Annotated in this window: 20 protein-coding genes; 5 read left to right on the forward strand and 15 right to left on the reverse strand. The window is 58.4% G+C overall.

Annotation, left to right across the window (positions count from 1 at the left end; genetic code table 11):
* Positions 1–114: 114 nt before the first annotated feature.
* The 9 genes from U5J94_RS06525 to U5J94_RS06565 all read right to left on the reverse strand — a co-directional run bounded on the left by U5J94_RS06525 (position 115) and on the right by U5J94_RS06565 (position 9,791).
* Positions 115–975 (reverse strand): D-amino acid aminotransferase, encoded by an 861-nt coding sequence (locus U5J94_RS06525; protein ID WP_322564836.1) that lies wholly within the window; start codon positions 973–975, stop codon positions 115–117.
* 16 nt (positions 976–991) lie between these two features.
* A complete protein-coding gene (locus tag U5J94_RS06530; protein WP_322564837.1) occupies positions 992–2,137 on the reverse strand; it encodes a D-alanyl-D-alanine carboxypeptidase family protein in 1,146 nt (381 codons plus the stop codon).
* Positions 2,138–2,358: 221 nt separating this feature from the next.
* Positions 2,359–3,249 carry a septal ring lytic transglycosylase RlpA family protein gene (locus U5J94_RS06535; RefSeq protein ID WP_322564838.1) on the reverse strand — a complete coding sequence of 297 codons (891 nt, stop codon included), beginning with the start codon at positions 3,247–3,249 and terminating at the stop codon, positions 2,359–2,361.
* A 23-nt stretch (positions 3,250–3,272) separates the two neighbouring features.
* Positions 3,273–4,265 carry a lytic murein transglycosylase B gene (gene mltB / locus U5J94_RS06540; protein ID WP_322564839.1) on the reverse strand — a complete coding sequence of 331 codons (993 nt, stop codon included), beginning with the start codon at positions 4,263–4,265 and terminating at the stop codon, positions 3,273–3,275.
* Positions 4,266–4,284: 19 nt separating this feature from the next.
* A complete protein-coding gene (rodA, locus tag U5J94_RS06545; RefSeq protein WP_322564840.1) occupies positions 4,285–5,424 on the reverse strand; it encodes a rod shape-determining protein RodA in 1,140 nt (379 codons plus the stop codon).
* A complete protein-coding gene (mrdA, locus tag U5J94_RS06550) occupies positions 5,411–7,276 on the reverse strand; it encodes a penicillin-binding protein 2 (RefSeq protein ID WP_322564841.1) in 1,866 nt (621 codons plus the stop codon). The genes rodA and mrdA overlap by 14 nt, the downstream gene beginning before the upstream one ends.
* Before the next feature lie 8 nt (positions 7,277–7,284).
* Positions 7,285–7,773, reverse strand: coding sequence for a rod shape-determining protein MreD (gene mreD, locus U5J94_RS06555; protein ID WP_322564842.1), 489 nt, complete (start codon positions 7,771–7,773; stop codon positions 7,285–7,287).
* Positions 7,770–8,684, reverse strand: coding sequence for a rod shape-determining protein MreC (mreC, locus tag U5J94_RS06560; protein WP_322566469.1), 915 nt, complete (start codon positions 8,682–8,684; stop codon positions 7,770–7,772). Before mreC ends, mreD begins: the two co-directional genes overlap by 4 nt.
* 60 nt (positions 8,685–8,744) lie before the next feature.
* Positions 8,745–9,791, reverse strand: coding sequence for a rod shape-determining protein (locus U5J94_RS06565; protein WP_322564843.1), 1,047 nt, complete (start codon positions 9,789–9,791; stop codon positions 8,745–8,747).
* 158 nt (positions 9,792–9,949) lie between these two features.
* On the opposite strand from U5J94_RS06565, the gene gatC reads away from it, so the two are divergent.
* The 4 genes from gatC to hslO all read left to right on the forward strand — a co-directional run bounded on the left by gatC (position 9,950) and on the right by hslO (position 14,258).
* Entirely contained in the window at positions 9,950–10,237 is a 288-nt protein-coding gene (gene gatC, locus U5J94_RS06570; protein WP_322564844.1) for an Asp-tRNA(Asn)/Glu-tRNA(Gln) amidotransferase subunit GatC, read from the forward strand.
* A gap of 69 nt (positions 10,238–10,306) precedes the next feature.
* Positions 10,307–11,761: an Asp-tRNA(Asn)/Glu-tRNA(Gln) amidotransferase subunit GatA gene (gene gatA, locus U5J94_RS06575; protein ID WP_322564845.1), complete on the forward strand. Its 1,455-nt coding sequence runs from the start codon at positions 10,307–10,309 to the stop codon at positions 11,759–11,761.
* 147 nt (positions 11,762–11,908) lie between these two features.
* Positions 11,909–13,342: an Asp-tRNA(Asn)/Glu-tRNA(Gln) amidotransferase subunit GatB gene (gatB, locus tag U5J94_RS06580; protein WP_322566470.1), complete on the forward strand. Its 1,434-nt coding sequence runs from the start codon at positions 11,909–11,911 to the stop codon at positions 13,340–13,342.
* A gap of 43 nt (positions 13,343–13,385) precedes the next feature.
* Entirely contained in the window at positions 13,386–14,258 is an 873-nt protein-coding gene (gene hslO / locus U5J94_RS06585; protein ID WP_322564846.1) for an Hsp33 family molecular chaperone HslO, read from the forward strand.
* A gap of 2 nt (positions 14,259–14,260) precedes the next feature.
* Here hslO and U5J94_RS06590 read toward each other — a convergent pair whose 3' ends face one another.
* The 6 genes from U5J94_RS06590 to U5J94_RS06615 form a co-directional block, all read right to left on the reverse strand.
* On the reverse strand, positions 14,261–15,004 hold the full coding sequence (locus U5J94_RS06590; RefSeq protein WP_322564847.1) for a molybdopterin-synthase adenylyltransferase MoeB: 744 nt from the start codon (positions 15,002–15,004) through the stop codon (positions 14,261–14,263).
* Positions 15,005–15,175: 171 nt separating this feature from the next.
* A complete protein-coding gene (locus tag U5J94_RS06595) occupies positions 15,176–15,565 on the reverse strand; it encodes a hypothetical protein (RefSeq protein WP_322564848.1) in 390 nt (129 codons plus the stop codon).
* A gap of 89 nt (positions 15,566–15,654) precedes the next feature.
* Positions 15,655–16,506, reverse strand: coding sequence for a peptide chain release factor N(5)-glutamine methyltransferase (prmC, locus tag U5J94_RS06600; protein ID WP_322564849.1), 852 nt, complete (start codon positions 16,504–16,506; stop codon positions 15,655–15,657).
* 111 nt (positions 16,507–16,617) lie between these two features.
* Positions 16,618–18,450: a sodium:proton antiporter gene (locus U5J94_RS06605; RefSeq protein ID WP_322564850.1), complete on the reverse strand. Its 1,833-nt coding sequence runs from the start codon at positions 18,448–18,450 to the stop codon at positions 16,618–16,620.
* Between the two features lie 32 nt (positions 18,451–18,482).
* Entirely contained in the window at positions 18,483–18,659 is a 177-nt protein-coding gene (locus U5J94_RS06610) for a hypothetical protein (protein ID WP_322564851.1), read from the reverse strand.
* Positions 18,652–19,332, reverse strand: a complete 681-nt coding sequence (locus U5J94_RS06615; RefSeq protein ID WP_322564852.1) for a haloacid dehalogenase type II — start codon at positions 19,330–19,332, stop codon at positions 18,652–18,654. The genes U5J94_RS06610 and U5J94_RS06615 overlap by 8 nt, the downstream gene beginning before the upstream one ends.
* Before the next feature lie 218 nt (positions 19,333–19,550).
* Between U5J94_RS06615 and U5J94_RS06620 the strand changes: the two genes are divergently transcribed.
* Positions 19,551–21,167, forward strand: coding sequence for a L,D-transpeptidase family protein (locus U5J94_RS06620; protein WP_322564853.1), 1,617 nt, complete (start codon positions 19,551–19,553; stop codon positions 21,165–21,167).
* Positions 21,168–21,286 lie beyond the last annotated feature (119 nt).

The raw sequence follows: 21,286 nt of genomic DNA on the forward strand, positions 1-21,286 counted from the left end.
CCGAAAGCACTGAGAAAAACGATACGGGGCATGTTCAGTGCCTTCAGTGTGTTCGGTGGTTTATTGGGACCTTTAACACAAAACGCGGTGCATTGATGCAAAAGCACGGTGACCTCAGACAGAGCGACGCAGCTCGTCCTTGTAATCCTGGTAAATGGCGTACATCTTCTGCCACAAGGGGCCGGGCAGGCCGTCGCCAACCGGATGGCCGTCGAGACGGGTAATCGGCAGAATCTCGCGGGTGGAGCTGGTGATCCAGATCTCCTCGGCGCGCAACAGTTCCTCGCGGCTGATTTCCCGTTGTTCGCAGGTGACACCGTGTTTGTCCGCCAGTTCGACCACCAGATCGCGGGTGATACCCGGCAGCAGACATTCGCCCTTGGGCGGTGTCACTAATTTGCTGTTGAGAACGACAAACACGTTACTGGCGGCACCTTCGGTGACCTTGTCCGCTTTGAGCAGAATCGCCTCGGCGGCGCCGGCATCCAGTGCCTGCTGGCGCAGCAGAATGTTGGGCAGCAGAGCAATGCTTTTGATATGACAATACTGCCAGCGAATATCTTCCAGGGTAATGGCGCCCACGCCCTCTTCGAGCAATTTCGCATCGACCGGGCTGAACGGATTGCTCATTACGAAAACAGTGGGGCTTGCCTCGCCTGGGAACCCGTGGTCACGCCTGGCAACGCCACGCGTGACCTGCAGATACACGGATTGATCCCCCCCGGTGTTGCGTGAGATTACCTGCCGGATTATTTGTGCCCACTGCTCATCGCTCAGCGGATTGACGAGATAAATGCCATTGAGGCTGTCGTTCAGCCGCTGCAGGTGATGTGCCAGGCGAAAGGGCTTGCCGGCGTAGACAGGAATCACTTCATAGACCCCGTCGCCGAAGATAAAGCCGCGATCCAGCACCGGAACACAGGCTTCATCCAGGGGCAGATAATCGCCGTTCAGATAACAAATTGCGTCGGACATACCCGTTAGCCGTCGTTCACTTGAACAACAGTTTGATATTGTCGATCAACTTGCGCCACAGACTACCTTCCTCGACATCGCGCAGTGCCACCAGGGGTTTGCTGAGCAGCTGCTCTTCCCCGAGGGTGACATTCACCGTACCGTATTCCTGGCCCTTTTGAGCCGGGGCCATGATCATCGAGTCGACTTTCATGTGGGCTTTAACATTGCGGCGCTGTCCCCGGGGGATGGTAATATGCAAAGGTGCTTGCAGACCCAGCGGCACCATCTCCTGCTCCCCTTTCCAGATACGCATTTGTGTCAACGGTTCGTTGGCGTCATGCAAGGCGAAGGTTTCGTAGAAGCGGAAACCGTAATTCAATAATTTGCGACTGTCTTCATCGCGTTGCTCGGATCTCGGTGCCCCCATAACGACGGCGACCAGGCGCATGCCATCGTTTTGTGCGGAGGAGACCAGACAATAGTCCGCCGACTCGGTATACCCGGTTTTGATACCATCGACCCGGTCATCCAGCCATAACAGGCGGTTACGGTTTGATTGCTGGATATCATTGTGAGTAAAACGCCGTTCCGCGAACATGGCATATTTTTCCGGGAAGTCATTGATTATCGCGCGGGCGAGTTTGGCCAGATCGGCGGCTGTGGTATAGTGATTCTCATCGGGCCAGCCGGTACTGTTGGTGAAGTGAGTGTCTTGCATGCCCAACGATCGGGCATGGCGGTTCATCAGATTGGCAAAACTCTCCTCACTGCCGGCAATGTGCTCGGCCAGGGCGATACTGGCATCATTACCCGACTGGATAATCACGCCTCTTAGCAGATCCTCCACACTGACCAACGAGTTGTATTCGACGAACATACGCGAGCCGTCAGTGTGCTTGTAACGGGCGTTCTCGCTGATCCGTACTTCGTCATCCAGTTGAATACTGCCATTGCGCAGGGCGTGAAACGCCACATAGCTGGTCATGATCTTGGTAATGCTGGCCGGCTCAACGCGGGCGTTAGCATTGTGTTCAACCAGCACCCGGCCACTGTGATGATCCATCAGCAGTGAGGCTGTTGCAGAAAGTTGTGGCGGCGTGGGGACCAGATCCGGCGCCGCGAGCAGATTGGGACTGAACAGGGCGACAAACAGGGTGACGAGTCGAGACACGGAGCGCATTTTATCCCTCATTTAGGTGTTGAATTCGGTCATTTTAACGGCTGAGGCGCCCAAAACCCAGCGCTCAGTCGCAAAATAGCCAGTTTATTGCTCGTCGCAAGTGAGTCAATTGGCAATCAGGTCAAAAGGGCGAGATGGAAAGAGTGATATACCTGCATTTTGAGTGTTAGCAGGCGCAGACAGCCGCAATAGTCGGGCCAGAGCCGGCGCCGGTGAAGTTGTCAGTCGGTGACGATGCGGGGTATGCCCAGTCCGCTGCGGACAATGCGTTCGACCAGCTGATTGGCCTGTTCGCGGCTGTCCAGCGGTCCGATCCGCACCCGATAGAGCCGGGTGTCGTCGTGAAATGCCGCGGCCACGTCGAAATCGTCGAAGTGTTGAGTAAGCCGGGTGCGCAACTGTTCGGCGTTATCGCGGCTGGAAAATGCTCCCACCTGGATAAAAATCGTATCGTTCTCGTCGCCGGCGGGTTGTGCGGTAGCCGGTTGTGCGTTGTTGTTCGTCTCCGCCGGCAGTCGGCCCATGCGGGCGGCGATATAGCGCGACGAGCCGGCTTCACTCTTGACTCGAGTGGGTTGCGCAGGCCGACGCGGATCCAGCGCACGCACCTGTACCGGCGCAGTACCCTTGCCGGTCATCTCCAGCTTTCTGGCCGCGGCATAGGAGAGATCGATGATGCGTTGCGCATGAAAGGGACCACGGTCGTTAATCTTGACGATAATCTTTTTGCCGTTGTCGAGATTGGTCACCTCGGCGTAGGTGGGTAAAGGCAGCGTCTTGTGAGCCGCGGTCATGGCGTACATGTCATAGGTTTCACCGCTGGAAGTGCGATGGCCGTGAAATTTTTTGCCGTACCAGGAGGCCAGTCCGCGTTCAACATAGCCCTGGCTGCTGGTTTTGACGTAATAGCGTTTTCCACGAACAACATAGGAGTCCGGGTTGCCATAACGGCTGCGGGGTTCCACGCGCGGCACGGCATCGGGGATCCGCGAGGCGTTGAAGTCATCGTCCGGCGCGCTGTCATGCTGCATGGCATAGCGGGAGCCGCTACCGCCGGCGCAGCCCGCCAGGAGGCAGGTTGCGGTGACAATCAGTGCAAACGCGCTTTTCACGGGCAATCCTCCTCTTGTCGGATTTAGTCCCTGGCAGCGGCGATCAGTTCACTCAATTGATACACCGCCATTGAATAAAGAGCACTGTGATTATAGCGGCTGATGACATAAAAGTTGTGCCAGGCGACCCAGTATTCCGGACCCTCTTCCGTTTCCAGCTCGATGAGCGTGCCTTTGATATCCCGGGGGATGTCGCGTGGCAGAATCACGCCGTTATCCAGTAATTCCTGCTGGGTGAAACGCGGGCGCAGGTTGTCGCTGATCAGCCCGGGGTATTTCGTACCGTGTACCTTGACCTTGTGCGTAACGGGTTCTCCCGCTCGCCAGCGGTGTTTATGAAAATAATGGGCGACACTGCCGATGACATCATCCGGGTTATCCCACAGGTCGCGCTTGCCATCACCATCGAAATCGATGGCGTAATTGCGAAAACTGCTGGAGATAAATTGCGGCATCCCCATCGCCCCGGCGTAGGACCCTTTTTGTTCCAGCGGGTCCAAATCTTCCTCACGCGTCATGAGTAGATACTCTTTCAGCTCCTTGCGGAAAAAACTGCTGCGCGGTGGATAGGCAAAGGCCAGGGTGGCCAGAGCGTCAAGCACGGGATAGCGTCCGGCGTGTTGGCCATAGCGGGTTTCAACCCCGATGATGGCGGTGATGATCTGCGGCGGGACACCGAATTTTTCTTCCGCACGTTGCAAGGCGGCGCGGTTCTGGCGCCAGAAGCGCACGCCGCCCTGGGTCCGATCACGGGTGACAAAAATGGGGCGGTACTCATGCCAGGGCTTGCTTTCCGCCGGACGGGAAATGGCATCGAGAATGCTCTGATGCAGGCGGACATCGTCGAACAGTGTCTGCAACCGGTTCGCGTCAAATTCATGCTCCTGACTCATCTCCTGAATAAAGCTCTGTAACTGCTCATTACCGGAAAAGTCACTGGCCTGGGAAGGGGAGGCGAAGCCGAGACACAGGCCAGCCAGATACAGGGTAAAACGGAGAGGGGGAAACCTTTTCATACGACCTACTGCGTTATTGTCAGGTTGATATAAGCCGCCGATGCGTCTGGATTGACATAAGAATACCGAAACCGGCCAGCAAGGTCACTATTGATGTGCCCCCGTAGCTGATCAGGGGCAGGGGAACGCCCACCACCGGCAACAGGCCGGAGACCATGCCGATGTTGATAAGCACATAAATAAAGAATGTCAGGATCAGGCTGCCGGCCAGAAGTCGGTTGTAAGTGTCCTGGGCGCGAGCCGCGATGATGATGCCGCGGGTGATGAGTATCCCGTAGAGCAGCAACAATACCAGCACACCCAGCAGGCCAAACTCCTCACTGAATACGGCAAAGATAAAATCGGTGGAGCGCTCGGGCAGAAAATCCAGATGCGCCTGGGTGCCGTTCAGCCAGCCCTTGCCGTAAATACCGCCTGAACCGATGGCAATGGTCGACTGAATGATATGATAGCCGGAACCCAGCGGCTCGATTTCCGGATTCAGAAAGGTCAATACCCGCTGTCGCTGATAGTCATGCAGCAGATAGTTCCAGATTAGCGGAGTACTGGCAATCAGGGCGATAAGGGCTCCGATCATCAGTCGCCAGCGTAACCCGGCGAGAAACAGGACAAAAAAGCCGGCACAGGCGATCAACAGCGCGGTTCCCAGATCAGGCTGTCGGGCAATCAGCAGCGTGGGAACCACCAGCAGCAGGACACTGATTAAAAGCCGTCCCGGGGTCGGTGGAATGGCGGCAGTGCACAGATACCAGGCGATCATCATCGGTACGGCGATTTTCATGATCTCCGACGGTTGAAAACGGAACAGGCCGAAGTTCAGCCAGCGTTGCGCACCACCGCCGGATTGGCCGAAGAGCAGGACCGCGAATAGCAATATCAGTCCAATACTGAACAGCCACGGTGACCAGAAACGGATGGTTTCGGGTTGCAGTTGCGCCAGGCTTACCATGATTACGAAACCGATCAGGAACCGCAGGGCATGGCGAACAAGCAGCTCGGTATCCCGGTCCGAGGCGCTGTAAAGAACAAAGCCGCCGATAACGGCGAGTATCAGCAGTGCGAGCAACAAGGGCAGATCCAGATGCAGGCGTTGCAGTATCTGGCGGCCGGCGCTGGTCCGGTTTTCGTTGGCAAACTGGTGCTGATCAGTCGGGCTCATGAGGCTCATTCCGCTCAAGAAGATAGTGGTCCATCACCTTGCGTGCGATAGGCGCGGCGGAGGAACTGCCGCTGCCGCCGTTTTCGACAATGACTGCGACGGCAATACGGGGATCCTCCAGCGGTGCAAAGCTGATAAACAGACCGTGATCGCGTAGCTGTTTGATGACGTCTTCCTCGACATACTCTTCGTCCTGGGCAATACCGAATACCTGGGAGGTGCCGGTTTTGCCGGCGGCTTTATATTGCATCCCGTATCCGATACCCCGGGCGGTACCGGTGGGGCCGTGTATTACATCATGCATGGCCTGGATGACGGTTTGCCAGTGCGCCTCGTCAATCCTTTCGACTGGCTCGCGCGGCTTGCTTTTTTGAACAGTAAACTCGTTGGTGGTGGCATCCTGAACAGCATACAGCATGCGCGGCGTCTGGCGCTGGCCCCGTTGACTCAGGGTGGCGGTAATATTGGCCAGCTGTAAGGGAGTGGCCAACATAAAGCCCTGACCGATGCCGGTGATCAGGGTCTCGCCGTGGAACCAGGGCTGGTTGCGCGTGCGGCGCTTCCATTCCCGTGACGGCAGCAGCCCGGGCTGCTCGCCATGAATATCGATCCCGGTCCGTTTGCCCAGGCCGAAACGTGACAGATACTTGTGTATGTTGTCGATTCCCAGTTCAAAGGACAATTCGTAAAAGTAGACATCGCAGGATTCGGTAATCGCCTCGGACAGATCGGTTTTGCCGTGAGCTTTCCAGTCACGATAACGCCGGTCGTCGTTTTTCAGCTTGTACCAGCCCCGGCAATTTATTTCATGATCGGGTCGCAGTGCTTCGGTTTCCAGGCTGGCCAGTCCGAAAAACGGTTTGAGAGTTGAACCGGGGGGGTATTGACCGCGCAGGGCGCGATTGAACAGCGGGCGTGCCATGGAGGAGGTGAGGGCACGATAGGTTTTTGAATCGATGCCATTGACGAACAGGCCGGGATCGTAGGTCGGCATGCTGGCAAAAGCCAGAACCGCGCCGTTGTTCGGGTCTATGGCAACCAGGGCGCCGTTTTCATCACCAAAACTCTCTTCGGCAACCTCCTGCAGACGGGCGTCCAGGTTGAGGTAAAGGTTCTTGCCGGGCCTGGGCAGGGTCCGCTCCAGTACCCGCAGGATGCGCCCCTGGGCATTGGTCTCCACCCGTTGATAACCGACCTCACCGTGCAGCTGCTCTTCATAATAGCGTTCCACACCGACCTTGCCGATATGGGTGGTGGCGCTGTAGTTGGCGGTATCGAGATCATCCAGTTCATTTTCACTGATGCGCCCGACATAGCCGATGGCATGGGAAGCCAGTTTACCCAGGGGATAATGACGCGCCAGCTCGGCCTTGATTTCCACCCCCGGGAGGCGATATTGATCGACGGCGATACGCGCGACCTCCTCGTCGGTCAGACGAAATCGTAACGGAATCCCCTCGAAGCGGCGTTTTTGCTTGCGATAGCGATGAAAGCGGGCGATATCCTGATCGGTCAACTGGATGCGTTGTTTCAATGTTTCGAGCGTGGCATCCATATCCGGAATGTGTTCCGGTACCAGGGTCAGGGTAAAGCTGGGCTGGTTCTGGGCCAGGACAATCCCGTTGCGATCATAAATCAGGCCGCGGGTCGGGGGGATCGGCAACAGGTTGACCCGGTTGTTTTCCGACAGGGTCGAGTAATGGATCTGGTTGATGACCTGCAAATAGAACAGCCGACCGACCAATGTTGCTGCCAATATGCCCACCATGATCGCGGCAACCAGCAGACGTCGATTAAACAACGCGGTTTCGCGCAGGTTATCCTTGAAAGCTGGTTGTCGAGTACGCGGCATGGGTTTATTCAGCTGAGCTGATAACGGCGTCGAATTTGTCGTAATACCAGATAAACCGGGGTCCAGAAAATCAGTGTGCTGACAGCCGGTAACAGCATTTTCCAGAATGAGGGCAGCTCACCGGTCAGGCCCTTGATCCAGAAAACCAGGATATATTGCAAAATGACCAGCAGCGACACGGCCAGCGCCTGCTGCCAGATCGGAAAAACCCGCAGGCGTTGATGCAAATGAATCACGATAAACGCGATCAGTGCCAGGGTGATGGCATACTGGCCGAGCAGCGCATCGCGCATCACATCCAGTAACAGCCCCAGTATCCAGGCGATCCCGACGCCGACCCGCTGGGGCAGCGCCATGACCCAATACACCAGGACCATAATCATCCATTCGGGACGGATCAGTTCCAGCATGTCGGGCAAGGGAACAATGGTCAGTGCCAGTGCCACGATAAAACTGAGCAGGATCACGCCGCCGCCCCCTTGCGCTGCGCTTCTCATTGGTTCGCCCTCCGTTTATGCGCTTCACAGGGGTTTTCCATTTCTGGCAGGTTGGCCAGTGCCGGCCAGACCAGCAGGACTTCCCGGCTGCGCTGCAGTCGCGCGACCGGTTCGGCAACGATTTCGGCAAACGGCAGGCTGGGGTTGGTGGTGACTTCGGTCACCGTGGCCACCGGGTAGCCGGCGGGATAAACACAACCCAGCCCGGAGCTGACCAGCAGATCGCCGCGCTGAATGTCGGCGTTGTTCGGCAGATGCTGCAGTTCCACGCTGCCTTCACCGGTGCCGATCGCCACCGCGCGCAGTCCGTTACGATTCACCTGCACCGGCACGGCATGATTGGGATCGGTGATCAGCAAAGCAGTGCTGGAGAAGGGGGTAACGTGGGTCAATTTACCCATGACTCCATGGGCGTCCACGATCGGCTGACCGACGTACAGTTCATCGTGGTTGCTGCCTTTGTTGATCACGACCTGTTTTCGGTAGGGATCGAGATCCACGGCCAGCAGCTCGGCAATCAGGATCCGTTCACCCGCCCGTTTGGAGGATTGCAGCAACTCGCGCAGATGGATGTTTTCCGCCTCGATAAAAGTCAGCTTTTGCAACTGGGCCTTGAGCAGTGTGTTCTGGGTACGCAGTTCGGTGTTCTGTTTTTGCAATTCGTCGCGGGAGACGAAGGTATCCGAGGCCCAGCCCATGAGCTCGGCAGGCAGGTTGACCGCGTATTGCAGCGGGTAGACCACCACGGCCAGACCGGAGCGGACGGTATGGATGTAACTGGTGCGATGATCCACGGTCATCAGTGCCACTGAGATGAGAATCAACAGCAGCAACCGGATTGTGGCGGACGGACCTTGTACAAATAAGAGTTTAACGGTCAGTCTCCCTGACAGAATCGACTGGTCGGACAGGAATAGAGGTTAGCGGATTTTGCCTGGCAGTGTGAATCCGCCGGACATGCGCCGAAACGCTTATTCGACAGTAAACAGATCGCCACCGTGTTCGTCGATCATCTCCAGCGCCCGGCCGCCGCCACGGGCGACGCAGGTCAGCGGATCCTCGGCGATGATCACCGGCAGACCGGTCTCTTCCATCAACAGGCGATCCAGATCGTTGAGCAGGGCGCCGCCACCGGTCAGCACCATGCCGCGTTCGGCGATATCCGAGGCCAGCTCGGGCGGCGTCTGTTCCAGCGCGGTCTTGACCGCACTGACGATACCCGACAGGGGTTCCTGCAGAGCTTCGAGGATCTCGTTGCTGTTGAGGGTGAAGCTGCGCGGCACCCCTTCAGCCAGGTTGCGGCCGCGGACTTCCAGCTCGCGTACCTCGTGGCCGGGGTAGGCGGTCCCGATGTCCTGCTTGATGCGCTCGGCGGTGGATTCGCCGATCAGGCTGCCGTAATTGCGGCGCACGTAGTTGATGATCGCCTCGTCGAAACGATCGCCGCCGGTACGCACCGAGGAGGAATAGACGATCCCGCTCAGGGAAATCACGGCCACTTCGGTGGTGCCGCCACCGATGTCGACCACCATCGAGCCGCTGGCGTCGGCGATGGGCATGCCGGCACCGATGGCCGCGGCCATCGGCTCTTCAATCAGATAGACATCGCGCGCGCCGGCGCCGGCGGCCGATTCGCGAATCGCCCGACGCTCCACCTGGGTGGAACCGCAGGGGACGCAGATCAGCACCCGCGGGCTGGGCCGGAAAAAGCGGGTTTCGTGGACTTTACGAATGAAATGCTGGAGCATTTTCTCGGTGATGGTAAAGTCGGCGATGACGCCGTCTTTCATCGGTCGCACAGCCACAATATTACCGGGGGTACGCCCCAACATGCGCTTGGCCTCGGTGCCGACCGCGGCAATCGATTTGGGTCCGCCCGGTCCGCGTTCCTGGCGAATCGCCACGACCGAAGGCTCATTGAGTACAATACCCTGACCACGGACATAAATGAGGGTATTGGCGGTACCCAGATCGACGGAAATATCGTTGGAGAAAAGACCCCGTAAGCTTTCAAACATGTTTGTAATCTTTATAGGTGAAAGGACACGACAGTATAAACGCGTACTGTAATCAAATAGAAGGGCTTTGGGCAAGGAATCATCTGTGGTAACGTTGCCAATTTGCCTAGCCCATCACAACCGGCCCGGGGCCGGAGTTTTGGCTTACCGAGGAAATCATGTCACTGGATAAATCTGACGTCGAAAAGATTGCGCATCTGGCCCGGCTGGGCATCAGCGAGGCCGATATTCCCGATTATGCCGACAACCTCTCCAGTATCCTGGAAATGGTCGAACAGATGAATGCGGTGGACACCGCCGCGGTGACCCCGATGGCCCACCCGCTTGACGCGGTACAGCCGTTGCGCGAGGACCAGGTCACCGAAACGGATCAGCGGGAACGCTTCCAGGCCGTGGCGCCCAGTGTCGATGACGGCCTGTATCTGGTTCCCCGGGTCGTTGAATAAGGCCGCTTACGGGCGGATTTCCCCCTTAACTTCCTGCACTACAGAACACTGAAATTACAGAGAGACGGCATGCACGACAAAACGCTTGCGGAACTGGCCCGGGATCTGGATAGCGGGGCATACTCCAGCGAGGAGCTGACCCGACACTATCTTGAGCGTATCGCCAGTCACGATCCGCAGCTTAACAGCTACATTACCGCCGCGAGCGACACGGCGCTGGCGCGCGCGCGGGCGGCGGACGCGCAGCGCGCCGCCGGTGAGGCAGGGCCGCTGACCGGTATCCCGCTGGCGCACAAGGATATTTTCTGCACCGACGGCATCAAGACCAGCTGCGGCTCGAAAATGCTGGACAACTTCGTCGCCCCCTATGATGCCACCGTGGTCACCCGCCTGAACGAGGCGGGAATGGTCACCCTGGGCAAGACCAACATGGACGAGTTCGCCATGGGCTCCTCCAACGAGACCAGTTTCTACGGGCCGGTCAAAAATCCCTGGGATACCGGTACCGTGCCCGGCGGCTCCTCCGGCGGATCGGCGGCGGCCGTGGCGGCCCGGCTGGCTCCCGCGGCCACTGGCACCGATACCGGCGGTTCGATTCGTCAGCCGGCGGCCCTGTGCGGGATCACCGGACTCAAACCGACCTACGGGCGGGTTTCCCGTTACGGCATGATCGCCTTCGCCTCCAGTCTGGATCAGGCCGGTCCCCTGACCCGGACCGCCGAGGATGCCGCGCTGCTGCTCAACGTCATGGCCGGTTACGACCCGCATGACTCCACCAGTCTGGACCGGCCGGTGCCGGACTATACGGCTGATCTGGGTGCGGATCTGACGGGGCTGAAAATCGGCCTGATCAAGGAGCATTTCGATCCCGGCCTGGATGGCGGCGTGGCCGATGCGGTGGATGCCGCCCTGGCCGAGTACAGAAAACTGGGCGCCGAGGTGGTGGAGATCAGCCTGCCCAACACCCACCTGTCGGTGCCGGCCTATTACGTGGTGGCCCCGGCCGAGTGCTCCTCCAACCTGTCGCGTTTTGACGGGGTGCGTTTCGGCTACCGCTGCGAGAACCCGCAGGATCTGGAGGATCTCTACAAGCGCAGCCGCGGCGAGGCCTTCGGCCCCGAGGTCAAGCGCCGCATCATGGTCGGCACCTACGCCCTGTCGGCCGGCTACTACGACGCTTATTATATAAAGGCGCAGCAGGCGCGGCGGCTGATCCGCGACGACTTCGTGCAGGCCTTCGAGTCGGTGGATGTGATCATGGGCCCCACCGCCCCATCCCCGGCCTTCAAGCTGGGCGAGAAAGCGGACGATCCGATCACCATGTACCTGTCGGACATCTACACCATCGCCGCCAACCTGGCGGGCCTGCCGGCCATGTCGGTGCCGGCCGAGTTCGTCAACGGCCTGCCGGTCGGGCTGCAGATCATCGGCAACTACTTCGACGAAGCACGCCTGCTTAACGTCGCGCATCGATACCAGCAGGCCACCGATTGGCACCGGCGAACCCCTTCGGGGTTCGAGTGACGAGTTACGAGGGACGAGTGACGAGGATTGGTCTCGTTCCCGACTCGAGAATTCGTTATTAGTAATGATTATGTTGAAACATGTGGACAGTGACAGGTATGGCTTTATTTCCTCGTCCCTCGTCCCTCGTACCTCGGAACTGACATGATGAGTTGGGAAACGGTTATCGGGCTTGAGATTCATACCCAGCTGGCGACGCAGAGCAAGATATTTTCCGGCGCCCCGACCGCCTATGGCGCGCCGCCCAACAGCCAGGCTTGCGCGGTGGATCTCGGGCTGCCCGGCGTGTTGCCGGTGCTGAACAAGGAAGTGGTCAACATGGCCATCAAGTTCGGCCTGGCCATCGAGGCGCAGATCGCGCCGCGATCGATCTTTGCGCGCAAGAACTACTTCTATCCGGATCTGCCCAAGGGCTATCAGATCAGCCAGTATGAACTGCCCATTGTCGAACACGGCCAGGTGAGTATTCGCCTGGACGATGGCAGCGAGAAGATCATCGGCGTGACCCGCGCGCATCTGGAAGAGGACGCCGGCAAGTCGCTGCACGAGGATTACCACGGCATGACCGGGATCGATCTCAATCGCGCCGGCACGCCGCTGCTGGAGATCGTCTCCGAGCCGGACATGCGTTCGGCTGCGGAGGCGGTGGCCTATATGAAAAAGATCCACGCCCTGGTGCGCTACCTGGGCATCAGCGACGGCAACATGCAGGAAGGCTCGTTCCGCTGCGACGCCAATGTCTCCGTGCGCCCCAAAGGGCAGGAAGAATTCGGCACCCGCTCGGAACTGAAGAATATCAACTCGTTCCGTTTTGTGGAGCGGGCGATCAACTTCGAGGTGGAACGCCAGATCGATCTGCTCGAAACCGGCGGCGAGGTGATTCAGGAAACCCGCCTGTACGACGCCGATAGGGATGAGACCCGCTCCATGCGTACCAAGGAGGAAGCGATGGATTATCGTTACTTCCCCGATCCCGATCTGTTGCCGGTGGGAATCACCGCCGAACATATCGAGTCGATCCGCGCGACATTACCGGAGCTACCCGAAGCCAAAAAAGATCGCTTCATTAGTGAATACGCTCTCAAGGCGGAAGATGCGGTGATTCTGACCGCCAGTCGCGAGATGGCTGATTATTTCGAAACCGTGGCCAGAGTCTCCGGCGAAGCCAAACTGGCGGGCAACTGGGTGATCGGCGAGCTGTCCGCTTACCTGAATAAAGAGGATATGGCAATCGGTGACAGCCCGATCAGCGCCGAGATGCTGGCCGGGGTGATCAGGCGTATCAGCGACAACACCATCTCCGGCAAGATTGCCAAGGACGTGTTCGATGCCATGTGGAGCGGCGAAGGCGATGCCGACACCATTATCGAGAAAAAAGGTCTCAAGCAGATCACCGACACCGGTGAGCTGGAAGCGATCGTCGATAAAGTGATCGCCGACAATCCCGAACAGGTCGAGCAGTTCAAAGCGGGCAAGGAGAAGGTACTGGGCTTTTTCGTCGGCCAGTGTATGAAAGCCACCGGCGGCAAGGGCAACCCGGCCCAGCTCAATCAGATGCTTCGCGATAAACTCGGTAAATGATCCCGACGACGCACGGCCGGCCAATGACGGCCAAAGATGCAGCATGAGTGATACCTTACAACGCTTTTTATTCGAGAACCTCGCGATCCGCGGCGATCTGGTGCAACTGGATGCCACCTGGCAGGCGGTTCAGGAAAAGCATGCCTATCCCGATCCGGTGCTGCATCTGCTCGGTGAGGTGATGACCGCCGCAGTGCTGTTATCGGCGACACTCAAACACCAAAGCCGTCTGACCATGCAGATCCAGGGCAACGGATTGATTCCGTTTCTGGTGGTGGAGTGCACGCACGATCACAACCTGCGCGGCATGGCCCATTACGCGGAAGATATCCAGCCGGCCAGCCTGAATGAACTGGTGGGCGACGGTCGTCTGGCCATTACCCTGGAGCCGGCCGACAGCAGCGAACGTTATCAAAGCATCGTCGCACTGAGTGGCAACACGCTCGCCGAAGCGATCGAGGATTATCTGTCCCGTTCGGAACAACTGGATACCCGGATCTGGCTGGCAGTCAGCGAGGGACGCACCGCCGGACTGTTGATTCAGAAACTGCCCGCCAGCCAAACGGCCGAGGAACAGGAAGGCTGGAACCGGGTGGAACAACTCTCGGCGACCATCAGCCAGCGGGAACTGCTCGATCTGGGGCCGGCGCAAATTATTCACCGGCTCTATCACGAGGAAGATGTGCGGGTGTTCGAATCAGAACCGGTCTGTTTTCGCTGTTCCTGTAACACGGAGCGCGTGATCGGGATGTTGCGCCAACTGGGTATCGAGGAAGTGCGCGCCATCCTCGAAGAAGAACACGCCGTCGAGGTGACCTGCGAGTTCTGCAACCAGCACTACCGGTTTGATGCGGTGGATGTGGAACAACTGTTTGCCGGGGAAGTGACTTACCAGGCGCCGGATACCCGCCAATAAATTCAGCGCGCGCCGCACACCGGGCATTCGCTGTCCTGCTTCAGGGTCAGCGTGCGCCACTCCATATGCAGGGCATCGAGCAATAACAGCTTGCCGTCCAGCGTCGAGCCGATGTTGAGCAGAATCTTGATCACCTCAAGCGCCTGGACACTGCCGATAATCCCGACCACCGGCGCAAGAACGCCGTTTTCACTGCAGGAGGCATCCAGCTCGCCCTCTTCGCGATACAAACAGCGATAACAGGGACTACCGGGCCGGTTCATGAAGACACTGACCTGGCCTTCCATGCGAATGGCCGCGCCGGAAACCAGCGGGGTGCCGGTCGCCACGCAGACCCGGTTGAGGGCAAAGCGAATTTCGAAGTTGTCGGTGGCGTCGACCACCACATCCACATGCTCGGCAATTTCACGCAGCTCCTCGTCGGAAAGTTTGTGATCCAGTGCGGTAATTTGCAGCTGTGGATTGAGTTCCATTAAGGTTTCGGCGGCAGAAGTGATCTTGGGATGGCCGATATCCTTCTGCCTGTGCAGGATCTGGCGTTGCAGATTGGAGAGATCGACGTTGTCGTGATCCACCAGCACCAGCTGTCCGACCCCGGCGGCGGCCAGATACATCGCCACCGGCGAACCGAGTCCTCCCAGACCGAGAATCAGCACCCGCGAGGAGAGCAGCTTCTCCTGCCCGGCGAAATCCACCTGGGGCAGCATGATCTGGCGACTGTAACGCAGCAGTTGTTCGTCGTTCATGGTCGGTTGAGTCTATGCATTAGCGAATAGCGAAAGAATACGCCAAACAAACAGAGTTGAACAGGCAAATGAAAGTTGGCAAATAAAAGTTGGCAGTAGGCAGATGGCAGTTAGCAGTCGGCAGTCAGGAGTTTATGGGGTTTTCTAGCGTCTAGCCCCTAGCCCCTGCTCTTATAGATAGTTACGCCAGTGCGAAGGGCGGGGATCGCGGCAGCCGTGTTCGCGTGCACGGTAGTGCTTGATAAAGATTTCCCGGGTGGTCTTGATCTGGCAGGCAGGACAGCCGAGGTTGGCGCGTTCGGTCTCTTCGGTGTAGTAATAGAGGGAACGCTTGAGTTTGATCAGCAAGGCGTTGTCCAGGTGAAAGCCCACTTCGCACAAGGCTTCCTCGATCTCGGCCAGAGTGATCCGGCGCAGATCGTAGCGCACCAGCAGGCGGGTGTCGTTCAGCGGTTCGACATGTTCGACCCCGTCGGCATTGTGCAGCAGCAGGGCGGCCGACCGGGCCGGGTTGGGCTCGGGCTGCAGGGGGTGAAAGAGTATGTCGCGTTGTTTGATCAAGGTGTCGGGCGTGTCAGCTCAAGATAGCTCAATCCTAACCCCATCGCGCTGGCGGTCAAGAGTGCGGTTGAAAATAAGGGTTTGCTGATTTACGCCGCAGGGCGCTGGCCGACGGCGACCCGGGGGTTCCCGCCGTAGTCAATAAAATCAGCCACTTCACGATAGCCGGCTTCCCGTAACAGGGCCTGAACCGCTTCACCCTGATCATAACCGTGTTCGAGCAACAGCCAGCCACCAGGCATCAGGTGGGACCACGACTGACTGATAATCAGGCGGATCGCTGCCAGCCCGTCGGCGCCAGCGGCCAGGGCATTGCGCGGTTCATAGCGGACATCGCCCCGGGACAGGTGCGGATCGGCTTCGCGGACATAGGGCGGGTTGGAGACGATCATCTCGAAGCGTTGCGATGCCGGTAGATCGCTCAGCCAGTCACCGTGGATAAACTGCACATTGTTCAGCCGGTGACGTGCGACATTGGCCCGCGCCACATCGAGTGCTTCAGCCGATTGCTCCGTGGCGATGATATGGCAGCGTGGGCGTTCGGCTGCCAGCGCCAGCGCAATGGCCCCGCAGCCGGTACCCAGATCGGCGACGGTCCAGTCGGCCTCGGCTGGAATGCGTTCCAGGGCCAGTTCCACCAGGCGCTCGGTATCGGGCCGCGGAATCAATGTCGCCGGCGATACCCTCAATCGCAACGACCAGAAATCCTGTTCCCCCAGAATATGCGCGATGGGCTCACCGGCAAGCCGGCGTTGCAACAAGGCGTCAAAGATTTGTTGTTGACTCGCATGGATCGGCTTCTCCGGCCAGGTATGCAACCAGGTCCGGGACTGTTGCAGCACATGGGCAAGCAACAGCTCGCTGTCCAGGCGCGCCGAGTCGGACACCGCCTGCAGGCGTCGATAGGCATCGTCCAGCAGTTCGCTGACGGTTAACGACATAATAACGGGATCGAATGGCACATGCCGGCATTATACCTGAATCGGGTTTCACTACAGATCAGGGTGGCTCAAGCACCCTTCGGGCATAAACTCCGCGGAGCCACCGTTTATCTACTTTTCTTTCTCTTCCTGTGCTTTGGCTTTTTCTTCCTCGCTCGGTTCGATCAGGCTGAGGATCGTCCAGTCCGCCTGGGGAGCCAGTTTGCCATCCACGACAAACACCTGTATCCGGCCGCGCGGGTCGATGGCAAATAACGGCGTGGCCCGTTTACCGTACTTGTGTTGAAAATCCTCGAAACTGAAATCGTCACTCAGCCGGGTGTCGTGGATCTCGGCACCCTGACTGATCAGGCTGGAGAGTTTGGTAAAGGTAATATCCTCGCCAAACAGCCGGTAACCACGGTGTTCTTCGGCGGCGATGAGCTTGTCGGGGGCATCTTTTTCCTGCGCGGTCTGCAGGGTATAGATCGCACCGGAGCCGAATTCACGGCGAAAGCGCAGTCCGGCCAGTACGTTCACATCGGCCATCGGGGAAAGGGCGAGCATGCGACCGATGCCGACCAGATCCAGGCATTGATCAGCATGCGCGGAAATCGGGTTGCCGTAATAGGTGGGCAGGCCGGCCATGCGCGCCGCACGAATATTCTCCCAGTTGGTATCGGTCAACAGCACATTGAACTCCTGCTCCTGCAGGGCCTGGCCGATGGTGCGGGCCACCGGATTGGCACCGATGATCAGAAACCCGCGCGGCTCCGGCTCGGCGACACCCAGCCAGGTGGCAAACAGTCGCGAGGTGGCGCTTTGTAATACCACGGTGCCGATGATGACCATGAAGGTCAACGGCACCAGTAATGCCGCCTCACTCATGCCTTCCTGTTGCAGGCGCAGGGCAAACAGGGCCGAGACCGCCGCGGCGACGATACCGCGCGGGGCGATCCAGGCCAGCAACGTTCGCTCGCGCCAGTTCAGTGAGGAGCGAAAGGTGGAAACCAGGACTTTCAATGGCCGGGCGATGAACTGGATGGCCAGCAGGACGAACAGGGCCGGCCAGCCCAGTTCGATCAGCGCACTCAGATCCAGCCGCGCCGCCAGAATAATAAACAGGCCGGAGATAAACAGCAGGCTGAGACTTTCCTTGAACGACAGAATGTCATGGATATGCACGCCCTTCATATTGGCCAGCCACAAGCCCATGACAGTGACCGCCAGCAGACCGGATTCGTGATACAGCGAATTGGAAATCACGAAAACCGCGAACACCAGTGTCAAGGTAGTGATGTTGTGCAGGTATTCGGGCAACAGATGATGGCGCAACAGCAGACCCAGCAGATAGCCGGGCACGGCCCCCATTGCGATGCCCACCAGCAGTATCGTGCCGAAACCGAGCAGGGTGGAGCCCAGCGCATCGCTGCCCTGGCCGGTAATAATAAAGTTGAACACCAGCACCGCCAGCAGGGCACCGATCGGATCGATGACAATCCCTTCCCAGCGCAGAATATGGGTCAGGCGGCTGTTGGGGCGTACGGTGCGCAGCATGGGGATGATGACGGTTGGCCCGGTGACCACCGTGATGGCACCGAACAGCAGCGCCAGTTCCCAGCCAATATCGAGCAACAGATACGTGGCGATAGCGGTGACGGCCCAGGTGGCCAGCACTCCCACCGAGACCAGGTTGATCACGACCTGTTGCAAGCCGCGGATTTGTTCGAACTTGAGGGTCAGACTGCCTTCGAACAGGATGACCGCGACGGCCAGGGAGACGAACGGAAACAGCAGATCGCCGAACAGCGTATTGGGATCGAGCCAGCCGGTGACCGGACCGGCGATGATACCGCCCAGTAACAAAAACAGGATCGCCGGCAGTTTCAGCCACCACGACAACCACTGACTGGCAATACCGATCAGGCCGATACCGGCCAGGGCAATGAGAATATGTTCGTGCATGGGCGATCGGCAGCCGCGGTTGTTAGTGTTGTCTAATCCTGCGGGGATTCGATCAGTTTGGCAATATTCAGTTGCCGGATCGCATCAATGGCGACTTCAAAGCGACCTTCGCCGCACAGCCCGCTGATGCCGGCCTGTTCATAGGCCTCGATGGCGTGTTGCAGGCAGGCCTGACGGACACGTTCGGCGAGTGCGAGCTTGTCATCCATGGTTCTGTACCACGCTGATCAGATCGGTGAGTTGTTCAATGCTGGCCGTGGGCCGGGCCTCCCACGGATCGAACGCCACGCCCGGATCGCGCCGCACCCAGGCGGTCGGCATTCCGACCGCCGCGGCACCGAGAATATCGAAGGGATTGGCCGAAACCAGCCAGCAGGATGCCGCCGCCGCGCCGGTTCGGGCCAGGCAGTGTTGATACACTGCCGGATCCGGTTTGTAGCTGCCGATCTCATCGACACTGATGATGTCGCTGAATCGATCCCGGATGCCGGCCTGTTCCAGCAGGCCGTTGACTCCCGCTGCCGTGCCGTTGGAGAAGGCCACCATGCGCACGCCGGCCTGTTGCAGGGCGGACAGTCCCGAGTCCACATCGGCAAAGGCGGGCAGGCTGGCGTAACGTTGCAACAGCCGCTGCTTGTCCGCCTCACTCAGATGGGTGCCCAGTACCGTGTCGCAGTAATCCAGCGCCTGACGGGTGCAGATCGAAAAATCCACGTACTGGCGCATCAGTCCCCGGCGAAAGGTGTATTCCAGTTGCTTGTCGCGCCAGCGCCGGGAAAATTCCCGCGCCCGTTCGCCAATCAACTGCTCCAGTTCAACCACCACCCCGTGGGGGTCGATCAGGGTGCCGTAGATATCGAATGCGATGACCGGGGTTGCCATATTCTGTGCCTGCCAGAAAGCTTGTTCGCTTTATGCAGGATAGCATTAATCGCCGGGTCGACAATCCGGCGCGGCGCGGATTCATCTGAAAACCGGGATGCCCGCTGGTGGATATTCCAAACCAGGGATGTTTTACTTTGATATTGGGTACTTTATGCTCTGTCCGAGATCGATTTAATCAAGGGTACTTGAGAGTGCATCGCCGGTTTCGTTGTAACATGAATGCCAGAATGATCCGTGTTGCCCTGTTGTCGACGCTGGCGTGGTCCATGTTATGCCTGTTGCCGGCGACGGCGCTGGCCGCGTCCGGACATGCCGGTGGGCAACTGCAAGAAATATTGCAAAACCCGGCCGACGCCGGCATGTCGACGGAACTCGACTGGAAAAAACTTCGCAAGTTCTATGCCTCCCGCCACTATCAACCGGCATGGAGCGATCATTCGGGGGTCTTCCTCCCCGCCCGACAATTTCGGGATATTCTGGAAAATGCCGATCGGGAAGGCCTGGAGCCGAAGAGCTATCACCTGAAGTCGATCGCCCGGCAGTGGGGTTCGATCCATGCCGCAAAACGGGCCCGGCTGGATCTGCTGTTGACCGACGCCTTCTTTTTATACAGCCGTCATGTCTCACAGGGGCGTTATGCGCCGTTCGAGGTGGATCCGCTCTGGAATATCGATGTACCGCAGATGGATCCCGTCGCGTTACTGGAGTCGATGCTCGAAGAAGACGATTTCGAACGGGCCTTGCAGGCGCTGGCGCCGCCGCACCCGGGTTATCGCTGGCTGCGTGAGGCACTCAAAAAGTACCGGCAATTGGCCGCACAGGGGGGGTGGCCGACAATCCGGACCAGCGCGATCCTCAAATACGGACAGCGCCATGCGCAGGTTGCCGTTTTGCGCCGGCGGCTGATGGCCGAGGGGGATCTGCAACTGCCGGCAGTGCATGATGCGCAATATTTTGATCAACTGCTGAAGTATGCCGTGGAGCGTTTCCAGGTCCGCCATGGACTGGAAATGGACGGTCTTGTCGGAGCAGGAACCCGGGCGGCGTTGAATGTGCCGGTTTCAACCCGGATTGAGCAGATCAAGCTGAACATGGAACGCTGGCGCTGGCTGCCCGGGGAACTGGGCGAGCGGTATATTATGGTCAATACCGCCAACTTTGAATTGCTGGCGTTCGACAAGAACAAACCCGTGCTGGGCATGTCGGTCATTACCGGCAAGCCGGAACGTCCGACGCCGGTCATACAGGGTATGCTGCATACCCTCGTTCTCAATCCATACTGGACCCTGCCGAGAACGATCGCTATCGAGGACGTACTGCCCAAACAACAACGCAATCCGGAGTATCTCACCTCGAAGGGGATACACGTATTCGCCAACGGCGAGGAGCTGGATCCCCGACAGATCGACTGGTCGAAGGCCGACGAGGATTACTTCCCGTATATCCTGCGGCAGGAGCCCGGCCCCGATAACGCGCTGGGGCGGTTCAAGTTTCTTTTTTCCAATAATTTTGACATTTATCTGCATGATACGCCGTCATACTGGAAATTTGATCAGGCAATGCGTGCATTCAGTTCCGGCTGTATTCGTGTGCAGGAACCTTTCAAGTTGGTGAGTTATTTGTTGCGCTCACAATCCGAATGGTCGGAGCAGGCGATAAAAGCGGCCACCCGCTCCGGGGAGAACCGGCGGATACCGATCCCGGACGCACTGCCGGTCTATCTGGTTTACTTTACCGCCTGGGGGAGAAGCGATGGCACCACCTCGTTTTATCGGGACGTTTACGATCTGGATCAGACCAATCCCGCGTTTTGTCTCACTTCAAACCCCTGATGCCAATACGTCTTCGTCCGATTATGTGAATCGGTGAGCAGTTCGATGACTGTAATTTGAAATCCTTGCACCCCATCTGTATAGTAAAACCATTGCTTATTGCTGCTTTACCATCCCAT

This window comes from Thiohalophilus sp. (assembly GCF_034522235.1).
Taxonomy (GTDB): Bacteria; Pseudomonadota; Gammaproteobacteria; order UBA6429; family Thiohalophilaceae; genus Thiohalophilus.

Bases quoted from the DNA above. Each gene is read 5' to 3' on its own strand.
- U5J94_RS06525 (WP_322564836.1), bottom strand. From the start codon at position 975: ATGTCCGACGCAATTTGTTATCTGAACGGCGATTATCTGCCCCTGGAT.
- U5J94_RS06530 (WP_322564837.1), bottom strand. From the start codon at position 2,137: ATGCGCTCCGTGTCTCGACTCGTCACCCTGTTTGTCGCCCTGTTCAGT.
- mltB (WP_322564839.1), bottom strand. From the start codon at position 4,265: ATGAAAAGGTTTCCCCCTCTCCGTTTTACCCTGTATCTGGCTGGCCTG.
- rodA (WP_322564840.1), bottom strand. From the start codon at position 5,424: ATGAGCCCGACTGATCAGCACCAGTTTGCCAACGAAAACCGGACCAGC.
- mrdA (WP_322564841.1), bottom strand. From the start codon at position 7,276: ATGCCGCGTACTCGACAACCAGCTTTCAAGGATAACCTGCGCGAAACC.
- mreD (WP_322564842.1), bottom strand. From the start codon at position 7,773: ATGAGAAGCGCAGCGCAAGGGGGCGGCGGCGTGATCCTGCTCAGTTTT.
- U5J94_RS06565 (WP_322564843.1), bottom strand. From the start codon at position 9,791: ATGTTTGAAAGCTTACGGGGTCTTTTCTCCAACGATATTTCCGTCGAT.
- gatC (WP_322564844.1), top strand. From the start codon at position 9,950: ATGTCACTGGATAAATCTGACGTCGAAAAGATTGCGCATCTGGCCCGG.
- gatA (WP_322564845.1), top strand. From the start codon at position 10,307: ATGCACGACAAAACGCTTGCGGAACTGGCCCGGGATCTGGATAGCGGG.
- gatB (WP_322566470.1), top strand. From the start codon at position 11,909: ATGAGTTGGGAAACGGTTATCGGGCTTGAGATTCATACCCAGCTGGCG.
- hslO (WP_322564846.1), top strand. From the start codon at position 13,386: ATGAGTGATACCTTACAACGCTTTTTATTCGAGAACCTCGCGATCCGC.
- U5J94_RS06590 (WP_322564847.1), bottom strand. From the start codon at position 15,004: ATGAACGACGAACAACTGCTGCGTTACAGTCGCCAGATCATGCTGCCC.
- prmC (WP_322564849.1), bottom strand. From the start codon at position 16,506: ATGTCGTTAACCGTCAGCGAACTGCTGGACGATGCCTATCGACGCCTG.
- U5J94_RS06605 (WP_322564850.1), bottom strand. From the start codon at position 18,450: ATGCACGAACATATTCTCATTGCCCTGGCCGGTATCGGCCTGATCGGT.
- U5J94_RS06610 (WP_322564851.1), bottom strand. From the start codon at position 18,659: ATGGATGACAAGCTCGCACTCGCCGAACGTGTCCGTCAGGCCTGCCTG.
- U5J94_RS06615 (WP_322564852.1), bottom strand. From the start codon at position 19,332: ATGGCAACCCCGGTCATCGCATTCGATATCTACGGCACCCTGATCGAC.
- U5J94_RS06620 (WP_322564853.1), top strand. From the start codon at position 19,551: ATGAATGCCAGAATGATCCGTGTTGCCCTGTTGTCGACGCTGGCGTGG.